The organism is Candidatus Chloroploca asiatica (genome assembly GCF_002532075.1).
Classification (GTDB): domain Bacteria; phylum Chloroflexota; class Chloroflexia; order Chloroflexales; family Chloroflexaceae; genus Chloroploca; species Chloroploca asiatica.
Map to the genome: position 1 here is coordinate 1 of NZ_LYXE01000182.1, position 14,699 is coordinate 14,699.

Consider the following 14,699-nt stretch of genomic DNA (forward strand, 5'->3'; position numbering starts at 1 on the left):
CCGCAAGGGGTGCCCGTACCGGGGCGGGGGCCGAATCCGGTGTACGGGCACCCCTTGCGGGTGCCCTTGCGGGTGCCCTGGCGGGTGCCCGTACCGTCCGGGGAGCGGCCCGGTGTAGGGGCACCCCTCGCGGGTGCCCTCGCGGGTGCCCTGGCGGGTGCCCTGGCGGGTGCCCGTACCGTCCGTGGGGCGGCCCGGTGTAGGGGCACCCCTGGCGGGTGCCCCTACCGTCCCGCGAAGGGTGACGCTCACCGACGCAAAAACCTTTGCGCCTTTGCGTCAAAAGAGCCGCCTTATTTGCGGTGAGCGATGACGGATGAGCAACGTCCAGCGTAGTGCGGTGCGCTGCTGCGCGGCCAATGGTCAGTGCGGCTCGATTGCAGGGTTACAACATGTGATGACTACTATTTGTATGCGATAATAACATCGTTCTTATCCTCGCTGAGGGCATGGGATTGAGTTTCTCTACGCCCCGTGTTATAGTAGGCGAAACGATAACATAATGATGGTGCTGCGATGAGGTCACGGCAATGACATCCGAACAGCCACATTATCACGGCCATCGTCAGCGCCTCCGCAAGCGCTTTCTGCGCTCTGGCCTTTCAGGGTTCGCAGACTATGAGATGGTCGAGTTGCTCCTCATTGGTGCCGTGGATGCGCCGGTGACGATTGACGAAGCCTCGACTGCGCTCGACGAGTGCCAGCGCCTCAAGCAGAAAGAGCTCCCTACAGGTCTGTGAGACCTGTGAGGTCTCGCTTTGCCTATCAAGGATCACGCGATGGAAGACCTCACAGGTCTTTTAGCCCGATGAGGTCTCGCTGCCCTATCATCAAGGAACACCGCATGGCCCTGAAGCAGAGCATGGCGCTGAGCGACCAACACTATCTTGCGCCTCGCATCCACCACGCCGACGCCCGCGATCTCGCTTTTCTCGCTGCCACGAGTATCGATCTCATCATCACCTCGCCACCCTACTGGCGTCGGCGCGACTACGGCCATCCTGACCAGATTGGACAGGAAACTACGCCGGGCGCGTATATTGAGGCGCTGATAAGCATTCTGCATAGCTGGACGAGGCTGCTGCGCCCACACGCATCCGTATTCCTCAATCTTGGCGACACCTACCAGGACGGCTTTCTTGCTGGGATCCCAGCTCGTTTTGAGCTTGCAGCCCGTGATGCAGGCTGGAATGTCGTCAATCATATTGTCTGGGCCAAGTCGGTTGGTCGCCCTGAGCCGGTTGCGTATCGGCTGTCGTCGCGCCACGAGGCGGTTTTTCAGCTCACACGGGCAAAAAACGCCGCCGCGATCTTCTTCGACCGCTATGCTTTAGCGTGTGATCGCGCCAGTGCAGCCAACCCAGGCGATGTCTGGCCGACGGTGTGCGATGATCTGCCCGCAGATCTCTGGGAGCTCCATGCGACGCGGAGCAAGAGCGGGCATCCGGCGCCGTTTCCGCCGGAATTGGCGCGTCGTGCGATCCTGCTCGCGTGCCCCGAGCACGTCTGTACGGTCTGTGGTACGCCATATACGCGCCAACTCGTGCCGAGCGCCGAGCTTGATGCAAGCCGTCCGCAGGCGCGTCGCGCAATGGAGCTATTTCGTGAACACGGTTTGACTGAGGCGCACCTGGCGGCGATTCGTGCGGTCGGCATTTCCGACGCCGGTCAGGGCAAGTTGATCCAGAAGGGCGCTGGGCGCAATGCGGCGGAGGTGCAACGGCTCGCCGATGAGGCCAAAGCCGCGCTCGGGGGCTACTTCCGCGAGTTTACGTTTGCGCCAAAGCGGATGGTTGGCTGGAACCGGTGCGCGTGCGCTGCGCCTACGGTGCCTGGCACGGTGCTCGATCCGTTTATGGGCAGTGGAACGACGCTCGCGGTGGCGCAGGAGTTGGGCCGACAGAGCATCGGGGTTGATCTGATTGTGCCAGAAGTGTTGCAGAAAGCAGACTGATATGCCCTCACTGAAAAAGAAAGCCCTCTCGCTCTACCTTCGTACGGGCTGCCAGCGCCAGCTTGTGCTCAATCTTTACAATGATGCCGAGCGTCGTGCTAACGGGATGCCCGAACGCCAGCAGGCACGCGCTGGCCTCGGCCTGACCGGGGCGATGGGCTATGCATGGCAGGACGAGAAGGTCAGCGAACTGGGCGCGGTCTTTGGCAACGATGCCGTCCATATCAACCCGGTGAAAAAAGGCAACCGCCCTGGATCGATCCTGCTCGCAACGGTGCTGCCTCGGCTCAAGCCATACCAGTTTGTGGTTGAGGGGCACTATGACGCGGCCACGCAGACCTTCAAGGACGCAGTCGGGATCGCGACGCTCCAGGATGCCGCTGGCCAGCCGCTTGGTGTTGGCGACGCGCTGCCCGACCTGATCCAGGTGCTGCCACCGGCGGCCCATCCTGCTGCGTGTGAACTGGTGGGGCAGGATCTGGGGCCGGTGGCGACGATGCTGGCCGTGCAGCCAAACGGCGATATCGTTGCGCTCGACCCGGGCGATCAGCGGCTGCGCCTGCGTGTTATTGACATAAAGCTCTCGGCGGAGCCGGGGGCGCACTACTTTGCCGAGGTGGTGTACTACTCGATTACGCTGGCGGCGTGGCTGATCGAGCACCACTGGGCTCAGGACTTCGTCGTGGTCGCCGCACCCGCCGTCTGGCCCGGCTCTTACGACGCCTCGCAGATCCGTCAGGTGCATAACCAGTGCCAGAAGGAGGGGCGCAACCCAACCGCTGAGGAACTCGCCCTCGCGCTCGAAGATGATATCGAGGTTGCGCCCTTTGATGCTTTTGCCCCGCGGCTGCGGCGTTTTTTCCAGGAGGAATTGCCGTTTGTCCTCAATACGCCGTGGGATCAACTGCCCTGGCATGTCTCGCATGCCTGCAAAGGCTGTGAGTTTCTCGGCTACCCCTGGCTCGACAAGGCTGGCAAGCTGACCAACTCGGCGCTCCACTGCTGGCCGACGGCTGAGGCGCGCCATCATCTGTCGCGTGTGGCTGGCCTCTCCAAGGGCGGGGCCAAGCTGCTGTGTAGCGATGTGGCCGATGTCACACGGCTTGCTTCACTCTCAGCGGGAGATGCCGTGTTTGAGCGTAGTCCTTCGCTGCGTGCGAAGCGCACGGTCTACCCCCATCGCGCGCGAGCACTTGAGGCTGATCTGACGGGCATTATCCCGAACTCTGGTGGTGATGCGCTGATGCCGCGCTGGCCCGATCTGCACATCTATCTCTTTCTCGATTATGATCTTTCGAGCGCGATCACGGCGACCTTCAGTCTCCGTGCCTTCTGGAAAGAGCCGCTCCCGTTTGGCGCGACGCTCGAGGCGCAACGTCAGCGCTGGGCGGCCCGCCACGAGGGCAAGCCCACCGGCTTTCAAGAGGTTTTTCTGGTTGACCAGCGCAACCTGACGCGCGAGCGCGAGGAGTTGCTCAAGTTTCTGCGTACGCTGCGCGGCATCATTACGACCGTTGAGCAGCATGATGAACGCGATATCAACGATATGCGGCGCGGCGACGTCAATGAGCCGAAAAAGCTCAAGCGCAGCACGTATCAGATCTATCTCTGGGACGAAGCCCAGCGCAAACAGTTGACCCGTGTGGTCGGGCGGCATCTGCCAGCGATCCTGGCCGATCCCAACGTGCGCGATCTCGCCTGGCTTTTCCCGCCCCCCGAGCTGCTGACGCACGCGGAAGAGGCCTCGTACAAATCGTCGTTCACCTTTGTCTCTGCCATTGTGCAGAACACCGTGGCCGTTCCGGTGCCGCACCACTATACCCTGCTGGAAGTAGCCCAAACCTATCACCCGGCGAACTTTCCTGAGGTCGCGGTGCATCCGCTCTACCGTGAACCACTGAGCGACCTGATCCCCGGCGAGCGACTGCACGACATGTGGACGCGGCGCGGCAACTACACCCAAACTCAGCGCACGATTGAGGAGACGGCGGGGCGCAAGTTGCAGGCGCTGGCCTATGTGGTCGCGCAACTCGAGCAGGATCTCAAAGATCTCCTGGTGCGCGCCGCTGCGCCGCCCTTGGTGCGCAACCTGAAGCGGCTCACTGGCGTACCGCCGCGCAGCATGCTCTGGTACGAATATACCCGGCTCAACCAGGCGCTGGCCGAGCTCGACGAGCATACGCTGCGCGCGATGCCGGCCCACGAGCGTGAGGCGCGCTTCAAGTCGGCTCATCTACACGAACGGCTCGAAGACCAGGCGAAGCTTGATGCGCATGATCAGCTTCAGAAGACTGTGCAGCACCCGCTTGATCTGCCGTCCAACCTGTTGATCTACCGGCTCAACCGCGACTCCTACGAGTTCAATGTCCGCCCGCCGGCCATGGGCTACGCGCTCGCCCCCAAGAGCGACCCGGCGTTTCTGAGCCGGTCGGCCTACCCACTCATCGACGGCACGGGCATCAAGATCAACGGGCGACTCGCGGGCTCAGTTGCCGAGGCCGGCCTGACCAGGGTCTCGGTGGTCGCGATCGACCGGGTGAAGGGCCTGATTGCCCTCAAGCTCTGGCACGCCAACTGCGCCCTGGATCTAGAGCGGTTGGGCCTCGCTGATTTTCGCACCGACGTGATGCTCGACCCCGTCGGTGACGATTATCTCTCGAAAAAGCTCGCGCTCACGCTTCAGGGCATTGGACGCCCCGCCTCGGCTGGCGAGGATGCCCAGGCGGCCCGCGCCCTGGGGTTGACTGATCCACATGCGTCGACGGCAACCCCTGAAAGCCCCGCCTCCGCGTTCCTCTGGCAAGCGCCGGTTCTGGCCGCGACGCCCGTTACCCGTGCGACGACCGCTGCCCAGGCGCGATTGAAGGAGCGCGGGGTAAGTCTCAACCCCTCGCAGTGGGCGGCATGGGAAGCCGCCCTGACCCGACGGCTCGCACTGATCTGGGGGCCACCAGGGACGGGCAAGAGTCAGACACTGCGCGCGATCATCGCGGGTGCCGTCTGGGATGCCCATCACCACCGGCAACCGCTGCGGCTGCTGATCGCCTCCAACAACTACACCGCCATCGACAACGTGCTGATTGGCGTCGACACCCTGCTGGCACAGGTGATCCCAGGGCAGCCCTACCGTCTCTTCCGCATCCAGAGTCAATACAACGCCCCACCCGCCGAACTCCAGAAGCATCCTGCGATCGAGCCGGTCATCGTCAAAACGAAACAGGCCCCGGCTGACGTGCAGAACCTTCAGACGCTGCTCGATGTCCCAACGGGAATTGTCGTCGTCGCTGGCCCACCGCAGCAACTGCATAACCTCGCCATCGCGACCAAAAACAAGTCAAAGAAAGAGACTGCGGATCGCACCCAGCAACGCTGGTTTGATCTCATCATCATCGACGAAGCCTCGCAACTCGGGGTAGCCGAGGCGACACTCGTTGTTTCGAAGGCCGCCGAGGGTGCCAGTTTCGTGCTCGCCGGCGACGACAAACAGCTCCCGCCGATCCAGCCCGCGACGCCACCCGAAGGGCTGGAACACGTCGTCGGCTCGGTCTACAACTACATCCGGCACCATCACCAGGTGGCCCCGCTGCCCTTGCAGATCAACTATCGCTCGTGCCAGACGCTGGTCGACTTCACCAAGCATGCCGGGTATGATCCTGGCCTACGTGCCTACCACGAAGATCTGCGGCTCACGCTTCTGGCCCCTGGCTTCCCCACAGCGCAGCCTGCAGCTTGGCCGAAGGCCCTCTACTGGACTCCCGCCTGGGCCCAGTTGCTCGATCCGCAGCATCCTGCAACATGCTTTATCTACGAGGACGATATTGCCGGCCAGGCCAATGCGTTCGAGGCAGACGCAGTCGCCGCGCTGCTCTGGCTGCTCTATGGCCGCCTCGACCAGCAACTCACCGGCGAGCGCCAGGGCGCGGCGTTTGCCCCGCTCACCGGGAAGCCCGCCGACGCCCAGCGCTTCTGGGATCTCACCGTGGGCGTTGTGACGCCCCACCGTGCCCAGATGAGCAAAATCGTCAGTCGGCTCCAGGCGATCTTTCCTGAGCACGACCCAACCGCCATCTGGAATGCGGTCGACACCGTCGAACGCTTCCAGGGGCAGCAGCGCGATGTGATCATCGCTTCCTTCGGCCTCGGCGATGCCGACCTGATTCGTAGCGAAGATGAGTTCCTCTACAGCCTCAACCGCTTCAACGTCATGGCCTCACGCGCCCGCGCCAAGCTCATCGTCCTCGTGACGCGGTCGCTGGTCGACCATCTCGCTGATGATGGCAACGTGCTCCAGGAGTCACGGTTATTGAAAAACTACGCCGAGTCATTCTGCCAGGCTCCCACCTCGATCGTGCTTGGCTTGCGCACGAATGGCATGGATACGCTGAGGCCTGGAATACTCAGGGTACAATAGTGGTACTCTAGGGGCCTGTCTTAGCGAAGCGTGCCTGCATAGCAGGCTGTCGACACCGAGAAACGGAGACCCGGGATTGAATACCAAAACTCGAGATATCTTGAGCCTTGTGATCGTGGGCTTTTTAATTGCCAGTCTGCTCTTCGGCTGGAATACGCTCCTCATAGGAGGGTTGGCGATTTTCGGCTTGCTTATCCTTGTGTTGCTCGAGTTGCGTGCTCGTCGGACGCATCCCCCCTCGTGACGGCTCCCAGGGCGAAAGGAGACTGCTGAAAAATGTGGCCTGCCGTGTACGATGGACTCCACGCAAGGAGTGCGTCATTCGGAGACCTATCGCCAGATCCGGCGTGCGCATCCGGCGATTGAACGCAAGCTGGCTGATGTGGTGCGCCGCCTCGCTGGATGGCCTCGCGCACACCAAAAAGCGCGACCGTCACGGCGTCCTTAACGTCGCGATGGTCGCGCCTGTCGTATGCTTACGACCTGAGCACCGGGTTGGTTCCCCCATTTTCAGCGTAGCCCTAAGCCCCACGCCTAGGGCGATTGCATCTTCCGTGTATGCACCCCGCCAAGGCACCCGCAAGGGGTGCCCGTACACCGGATTCGGCCCCCGCCCCGGTACGGGCACCCCTTGCGGGTGCCCCGTTGTATCCGGTTTCGTATGATGCAATCGCCCTAAGCCCCACGCCTCCAACACGCGCAACTCGTCTCACCATGCGGTACAATGAGAGGATAGCTGGATGATGGGAGTCACGTACCAGGTATGATGGATCACGATCAACTTCAATTTGATCTGCGCCAGGCGGCAAGTGTCCGGATGTTGAAGAGTCCGCATGCGCCGTTGATGGTGAGTTTTTTGTATCGTGCCTTTAAGTACGAACAGCACGCTGCGGTGCCCTATGCCACGCTGCTTGATCGGCTGGAGACGGCCCTTGAGGCGTTGAATGAACGGCATCCTGGGCTCTATCCGCTCAGTGCGGCGGCGTATCTCAAGCAGTGGAGTGATGATGAACATCAGCTCATTCGCATTATTGTCCGCGGGAGCGACGACGCAACAACCGTTGAATTGACTGCCGAGGCCGAGCGCGCCTTGGGCTGGGTTGAGGATTTGTATCGCCGCGAGTTTGTTGGAACTGAGTCGCGCTTTTTGTCGATCTTTCAGTTGCTTGAAGAGATCGCGGTGCGGAGTAGCGAAGATGTTGAACAGCGGTTGGCCCAACTCGCGCAGGAGCGTGCGGCGATTGAGGCCGAGATGACCCGGATCCGTGAGACGGGTCGCGTTGAGGCGCTGACTTCGACGCAGATCAGAGAGCGGTTTCTCCAGGCGGGTGAGGTGGCGCGCCAGTTGTTGCGCGATTTTGCCGCCGTTGAACAGAATTTCCGGGCGATTGCCCGCAATGTGCAAGAACAACAACTCCATCCCGAGGCCCGCAAGGGCTCGGTGGTGGGCTATGTGCTCGATGCTGATGAGGCGTTGCACGCTTCTGACCAGGGCCAGAGTTTCTATGCGTTCTGGGAGTTTCTGACGGTGCCCGATCAGCAGGATGCGCTGCGCCATTTGCTCGATCAGGTCTATGAGTTGCCTGCGCTGAGCGATCTTGCGCCTTCCCATCCGCTGCTCTATCGGATGACGCCGGCGTTGCTCGAGGCCGGCGAAAAGATTGTGCAGTCGAACCATCGCCTCGCCGAGCAACTGCGCCGTTTGCTCAACGACCGGGCCCTGGCCGAAAGTCGCCGCGTGCGCGAGTTGATTGATGCGATCAAGCGGCACGCGGCACGTCTGGCCGATGCGCCACTGCCCGAGGGTGCAGTGCTTGTGCTCGAAGGGGCGCCAGCGATCAATTTGCCGCTGGAACGCCCCCTCTGGGAGCCGAATGTGGCGACGGTCTTTACGGCGCAGCCCCAGGTAATGGGTGAACTCGACACCGAGATGCGTATTGATGCGTTGTATCGCCAGTTCTATGTGGATGAGCAGAAGCTCCAGCAGCGCATCGAGACCCTGCTTGCCAGGCAGCCTTCGTGTACGCTCGCCGAGGTGCTTGTGGCTTATCCCGCTGAAAAAGGGCTGGCCGAGGTGATCGCCTATCTTTCCCTTGCGAGCCGCGATCCGCGTCATTCGATTGAAGATGAGTTTACCGATCTGATCACGTTGCCAACGACTCCCGAGCTTGCCGAACGCGAGCTTGCCGTGCCCCGCGTTACCTTCCGGAGTGCCTATGCGTCCTGAGCAGCTTGCCCCGTATGCCCCCGCTGTGATTCGCCTGTTGCAGGGCGTCCTTTCCACCGATGATCCTGGTACCTGGAATCTCTTGCTGCACCATGAAACGCCGGTGCGCGACTATCTGGCGAAGATCGGACTGGAATTGGTGTTGCACGAGACCGATGGGTACGCGTTTTTGCGTCAACCTGAACTCGAGGGTGAAGAGGGCGAGAAGCTTACGCTGCCGCGCTTGACGCGCCGCGATCGCTTGACCTATTATGTGACCTTGATGTGTGCGCTGTTGCGCGAACGCATTGATCAGTTTGAGGCAAGTACGCCCGAGGCCGACCGTCTGATCCTGACGAGCGATGATCTGTATGAGATGATGCGTCCCTTCCTGCGTGAACGCGGCGATGAACGCGCCCTCGTGCGGAAAATTGACGAAACAGCCAGCCGAGTGGTCGAGCTCGGCTTTCTGCGGCGGCTTGCCAACGAGTCCCGCTACGAGGTTCGGCCTGTCATCAAGGCCCGCATTGGCTCTGAGATTCTGGCCGAGGTGCTTGCGCGACTGGAGCAGTATGCAGCTACCGATGCTTGACGAACAACCCCCATCACGTGAGGGCTTCCGCCTGCAGCGCCTTGAAGTCTATAATTGGGGTACGTTTCATGAACGAGTCTGGATCGTTGAACCGCACGGGGGCACGGCCCTGCTGACGGGGGCGAATGGCTCGGGCAAATCAACGCTGGTGGATGCGCTCTTGACGCTGCTGGTGCCTCCTCGCCCGCGCAGCTACAACCAGGCCTCGGGCTCGCAGAAGAAGGAGCGCGATGAGCGCACCTATGTCCGTGGCGCGTATGGCCGGATCAAGGATCTTGAGAGCCACCACGGGGTTGTGCAGTACTTGCGCGACAAAAAGAGCTACAGTGTCTTGCTGGCGTGTTTCAGGAATGAGCAGACTGGGCAGACGGTGACGCTGGCTCAGGTGCTTTTTTTTGGCAAGGATGATGAGCTCAAGAAGATCTATTGTGTTGCGCCGCGCCCGCTCTCGATTGTTGAGCATTTCCAGCTTGCGAAGGCCGACGAGATCAAGCGCGCCCTGCGCACCCTGGGGGCCGAAGTCTATGACGAGTTCGCCCGCTACAGCCGCGATTTTCTCAAACGCTTTGGCCTGCGCTCAGAAAAGGCGCTCGATCTTTTCAATCAGACCGTGGCGATCAAAGAGATTGGTGGGCTCAATGCGTTTGTGCGCCAACATATGCTGGAAAAGACCGACGCCCAGGGGCGCATCGATCTGCTGCGCGAGCACTATAAGAACCTGACCAGTGCCCACGATGCGATTGCCAAGGCCGAGCAGCAACTTGTGCGCCTGCGTCTGCTGCTGGCCGAGGCCGAACAGCACGCCCAACTCCAGGCGCGCATCGTTGAAGCCGAATGCTGCGCCGAGTTGGTGCCCCGCTTCTTCGCCCGCCGCAAACTCGATCTGCTCGAACGGGCTCTTGCCGTGGCGCGGGCGGATCTTGCCGAGCATGCCGCGCACCGGGTAGCCCTCCAGACGCAACTTGCTAGCCAGCGCCAGCAGGAACGCGATCTCTACGCGGCGATCACCAATGATCAGCTTGGGCAACGCCTCGAATCGCTTAAGCAGGAGCTAGTTCGGGTGCAGGAGCGCATGGTCGATCGCCAGAAGCGGGCCGACCGCTACAATCGCATCGCTGCGGCTCTCGACATTCCTGCGCTCACCGATGAGGCTGCCTTTGTGACCATGGTTCGGCTCAGTCGCCAGAAATTACCCCTCATTGATGAAGATCTGCACAAACTCGAAGTTGCGCGGGATACCATCAAGCAAGATGAGGGGCGGCTAGCGGCTGAACGCCAACAGCTTCAGGATGAAATTAGCTCGTTGCAGCAGCGCAAAAGCCGGATTCCGTCAGAGGATCTGCGGCTACGGGCCGAACTGGCCCGTGCCCTCGATCTTGCCGAGGAAGAGATGCCCTTTGTCGGGGAGTTGCTGAAAGTCCGGGACAGCGAAAAGTCCTGGGAAGGGGCGATCGAACGCTTGCTGCGCGGCTACGGGCGGCAATTGCTCGTCACCGAAGCCCACTACCGACGGGTCGCCGGGTATGTTGATGGGGCCAACCTGCGTGGCCGCCTGGTCTATCATCGCGTCACCGACCGTCGCGTGCCCCCGACGACCGCCGGCCTCGATGCCGCTGCCCTGATCTTCAAACTCGAGATCAAGCCTGGCAGCACCCTGCACGATTGGCTCAAAGGCGATCTGATTGAGCACTGGAATTATGTCTGTTGCGATCAGATCGAACAGTTCCAGCGCGAGCGTCGGGCGCTGAGTCTCAACGGCCAGATCAAGAGCGGGGCTTCGCGCCACGAAAAGGATGATCGTTTTGCCCTGCATGACCGCACCCGGTATGTGCTTGGCTGGGATAATCGTGATAAGATCGCGGCGCTCAAACGCGAATTACAAGCCCGCGAGCGCGAACTCCAGACGGTACGGGCGGCACTTCAGACCAATGAGCAGCAGCGCCGCGCATGGCAGCAGCGGCTCCAGGGGTTGCGCGATCTGCTCGCCTTCGACCATTACACCGAACTTGACTGGCGTGCCGACCAGCAGCAGATCACTGCGCTTGAAGCACAGCAGCGCGAGCTGGAAGCAAGTGCCGACCACTTGCAACAGTTGCAGCAGCAGCGTGAAGCGCTGATCAAGCAGATTACCGCTGATGACCGACAGCTTGAACAGATCCAGCAACTGATCGGCACGCGGGAAAGCGATCTCAAACGCTTTGAGCAGCAGCGTGCCGCCTGTATCGCCCAGGTAGGCACCCCAGCGACGGCGCACGAGCCAGCGCTTGCCAGGATCGAGGCGGATCTGAAGGGCAAAACGCTCACCCTCGAGACGATTGACCAGCAACAGAGCGAAAGCGAGCGCTTCTACAACAACAGCGCCCGCAGTCTCGGGAGCAACCTCAGCAAATTGGAAAACAGCGTCATCGCCCAGATTGTCAACTTCAAACGGGATTACCCCGCCGAGACCGTTGACCTCGACAACTCGCTTGCGGCAGTTGGCGAATGTCGGCGGATGTGCGAACGGATCGAACGCGACGACCTGCCAGTCTATCGCCAGCGCTTCAAACAGTGGCTTGATGGCAAAGTCGTCGACTCAATTATCGGCTTTCACACAGCGCTTGAGCAGCAGACTGATACGATCCGTGCGAGCATCGCAACCCTCAACCGCTCGTTGCAAATGATTGACTACACCCCGGCGACCTATATCCGCCTGCGTGCCGACCAGACGCGGGACACCGAAGTCCAGGACTTTCGTCGCCAACTGCGCGCATGCATTCCCGATGTTGGTCAGCGCACTGCCGAGTCCAACGAAATAAGTTTTCAGCGCATCCGCGCCCTCATTGAACGCTTCGAAACCGAGGAACGCTGGACAAGCAAGGTCTCTGATGTGCGCAACTGGCTCGATTTTGCCGCCGAGGAGCGGTACCGTGAGGACGATAAGGAGAAGAATTTCTACTCGGACTCATCGGGCAAGTCGGGTGGGCAAAAGGCCAAACTCGCCTATACCATTCTGGCCTCGGCCATCGCCTATCAGTACGGGCTTGGTCAGGACGAACGCCGCGCACGCACCTTCCGCTTTGTGGTGGTTGACGAAGCCTTTAGCAAATCCGACGAAGACAACGCACGCTATGCGATGAACCTCTTCAAACAGTTGAACCTGCAACTCCTTGTCGTGACACCGCTCGACAAAACCCATGTGGTCGAACCATACATTGAAGCGTGCCACTTTGTCAGCAATACACTTGACGAGAACGACTCGCGGGTCGTCAATCTGACGATCCGCGAGTATTACGAACAAAAAGCGGCGTTTGCCCAATTGTCGCGAGCCGAGCGATGATCACGCCCGACGAGATTGCCGTGAAGGCGAACCGGGCCTATCTCCCGTTTGTGCGGGCCTGGCTCAGCGGCGAACCATTCACCCCGCTCAATCTTCCTGCGGGTGGCCTACCTCCCGACTATCGAGCGTTGCAACGCGCCGTAGAAGTATTGTTCCAGGGGGCGAAAGCGCAGCGCGGTGCCGGATACACCGTTGAACTCCAGGTGCGCACAACGCGGGCCTTCGGCCAACAATCCCTGCCGCACCGCATCAATATCGCCACGGCCGACGACCTCTTATTCCTCGCAGACAAGCGCGAAGAGTTTGCCGCCTTGATGGACGACGTGGCCTTGATCCGTGCCACCCTGCCCGAGCTCGAAGCATGGCTCGTTACCAATCCGCAGCATGTGATCGAACACCATGGCCTATGGCCGGATCTGCTGCGGGTCGGCACCTATTTTCGCGCCAACCCGCGTCCCGAGCGCTACCTCCGCGAACTCCCCATTGCTGTGCATACCAAATTCATCGAACAGCACACAGGGATCATCGCCCGCTTGCTCGACGTGCTTCTGCCTGAAACCGAGATTGACATAACCAAAAGGCAATTCGAGCAACGTTACGGCCTGCGGTATGATGTGCCACTGGTTCGCCTCCGCCTGCTCGACCCATCGCTCGGCGTGCGTCTGGGGCTACCGCTCACCGATCTTGCCGCCCCGGTCACCGATCTTGCCGCCCTGCCATGCGCTGACCTTGACACCATCATTGTCGAAAACAAAATGGTCTTTCTCACGCTACCGCACCGACCAGCAACCCTCGCCATCTTTGGCAGCGGCTTCCAAGTCGAACTCCTACAGCAACTCCCCTGGCTCGCCCACTGCCGCATCTGGTACTGGGGCGACCTTGACGCCCAGGGCTTTCAGCTGCTCGCCCGGCTCCGTGCCCTGTTTCCCCAGGCCTCTTCCCTCATGATGGACGCCGCAACCCTCGAAACCTTCCGCGCCTTTGCCGTCGCCGGAACACCCTCCTCAAGTGCCGACCTCCCTCAACTGACCCCCGACGAACAAGCCGTCTATGCCAACCTAGTGCAGACAAACCTACGCCTCGAACAGGAACGGATCAGCCACACATATGCCGCCAGGCAGCTAGAGGCAATCCCTTGCCCATAAGACGGTTGTTTTGACGCCAAGGCGCCACCGCCGCGCCCCCGTCCACCACACCGCCGCGCCCATCGCTGCTGCGCCCTACCGTGGGCATGGCACGAGCCCGAGGATCGCCCGTGTCCGGCGTTATCCCACGGGCATGGCGCGATCGCCGGGGCATCGGCACCACGAGCAGCAAGGAACTGCGGCGTTATGCTACAATACGACTGCTAAAGACATCAGGATTGAAGTCAAGGTGAACATGGAATGACAACGCCTCCTTCGCAACGGCAGAATGGTCGTACTCACTCCTCTACCCCCGCACGCAATGTTTTGGGTGGGCCGCTGGCAACCTGTAGCACCATGCCGCTGACCGGGTTCTTCCGTACCGGGTGCTGCGAGACGGGTCCCGACGACGTGGGCATGCATGTGGTCTGTGCCCAGGTCACGGACGAGTTCCTGGCCTTTAGTCGGGCGGAGGGCAATGACCTGAGCACGCCACGACCTGAGTTTGGCTTTCCGGGGTTGCAGCCTGGCGATCGCTGGTGTCTGTGTGCGGCCCGTTGGCAAGAAGCGCTTGACGCCGGCAAGGCGCCGCCCGTCGTGCTGGCCGCAACCCACGAAGCGGCCCTCGCGATCGTCCGACGCGAAGACTTGCTCCGCTATGCCCTTGATGTGACCGACGGTCTGGTCTAAGACAAGGATGGCGCAGCGAGCAAAGAGGAACGCGCCGAGCGCATCAGGAGGCGCTGCACGCCTCCGAACGGGACAGGAGCTTAAACCCTTGCACCCCCATAGCAACAAGCGTAATGCGCAACTAGCTTGAGGCCTGTTCGCGCCGTTGGCTGGTTCGACCTGCGTGATCCCGCCAGGTGGAGCCCCGAACTCGCCACAGGCAAGGTCACGCTTCCCCTGCTGCATCAGTTGCGGGCGCTGCTGGACGATGCCGCCGCCGGTTAGCGCTAAGCCCGTTTGGTAGGGTACGCCCTGTGGCTGCGCCATTCAGCGCACGGTGGTTCGCGCAGCGCACCCCTTGCAAATCGCCGCGAAGGCCGCGACTTGTGGCCTGACACGCTGCTGCTGCTGAATACCCGCGTGC

The 14,699-nt window shown here is 61.3% G+C and carries 11 protein-coding genes; all 11 read left to right on the top strand.

What is annotated here, in order from left to right:
* Positions 1 to 530: 530 nt before the first annotated feature.
* A complete protein-coding gene (locus tag A9Q02_RS21300; protein ID WP_097655093.1) occupies positions 531 to 740 on the top strand; it encodes a hypothetical protein in 210 nt (69 codons plus the stop codon).
* A gap of 104 nt (positions 741 to 844) precedes the next feature.
* On the top strand, positions 845 to 1,954 hold the full coding sequence (locus A9Q02_RS21305) for a DNA-methyltransferase (protein ID WP_216361576.1): 1,110 nt from the start codon (positions 845 to 847) through the stop codon (positions 1,952 to 1,954).
* Between the two features lies 1 nt (position 1,955).
* Positions 1,956 to 6,365 (top strand): bifunctional RecB family nuclease/DEAD/DEAH box helicase, encoded by a 4,410-nt coding sequence (locus A9Q02_RS21310; protein ID WP_097655094.1) that lies wholly within the window; start codon positions 1,956 to 1,958, stop codon positions 6,363 to 6,365.
* A 76-nt stretch (positions 6,366 to 6,441) separates the two neighbouring features.
* Positions 6,442 to 6,609 (top strand): DUF4175 domain-containing protein, encoded by a 168-nt coding sequence (locus tag A9Q02_RS23950; RefSeq protein ID WP_141509105.1) that lies wholly within the window; start codon positions 6,442 to 6,444, stop codon positions 6,607 to 6,609.
* Between the two features lie 51 nt (positions 6,610 to 6,660).
* A complete protein-coding gene (locus tag A9Q02_RS24500; protein WP_172451247.1) occupies positions 6,661 to 6,813 on the top strand; it encodes a hypothetical protein in 153 nt (50 codons plus the stop codon).
* A gap of 315 nt (positions 6,814 to 7,128) precedes the next feature.
* On the top strand, positions 7,129 to 8,592 hold the full coding sequence (locus A9Q02_RS21315) for a DUF3375 domain-containing protein (RefSeq protein WP_097655095.1): 1,464 nt from the start codon (positions 7,129 to 7,131) through the stop codon (positions 8,590 to 8,592).
* Positions 8,582 to 9,163, top strand: coding sequence for a DUF4194 domain-containing protein (locus A9Q02_RS21320; protein ID WP_097655096.1), 582 nt, complete (start codon positions 8,582 to 8,584; stop codon positions 9,161 to 9,163). Before A9Q02_RS21315 ends, A9Q02_RS21320 begins: the two co-directional genes overlap by 11 nt.
* Positions 9,144 to 12,482, top strand: a complete 3,339-nt coding sequence (locus tag A9Q02_RS21325; protein WP_097655097.1) for an ATP-binding protein — start codon at positions 9,144 to 9,146, stop codon at positions 12,480 to 12,482. The genes A9Q02_RS21320 and A9Q02_RS21325 overlap by 20 nt, the downstream gene beginning before the upstream one ends.
* A complete protein-coding gene (locus tag A9Q02_RS21330; RefSeq protein WP_097655098.1) occupies positions 12,479 to 13,627 on the top strand; it encodes a Wadjet anti-phage system protein JetD domain-containing protein in 1,149 nt (382 codons plus the stop codon). Before A9Q02_RS21325 ends, A9Q02_RS21330 begins: the two co-directional genes overlap by 4 nt.
* A 240-nt stretch (positions 13,628 to 13,867) precedes the next feature.
* Positions 13,868 to 14,296, top strand: a complete 429-nt coding sequence (locus tag A9Q02_RS21335) for a DUF2237 family protein (RefSeq protein WP_097655099.1) — start codon at positions 13,868 to 13,870, stop codon at positions 14,294 to 14,296.
* 126 nt (positions 14,297 to 14,422) lie between these two features.
* Positions 14,423 to 14,560 carry a hypothetical protein gene (locus A9Q02_RS24505; protein ID WP_172451249.1) on the top strand — a complete coding sequence of 46 codons (138 nt, stop codon included), beginning with the start codon at positions 14,423 to 14,425 and terminating at the stop codon, positions 14,558 to 14,560.
* The last annotated feature ends 139 nt before the right edge of the window (positions 14,561 to 14,699 follow it).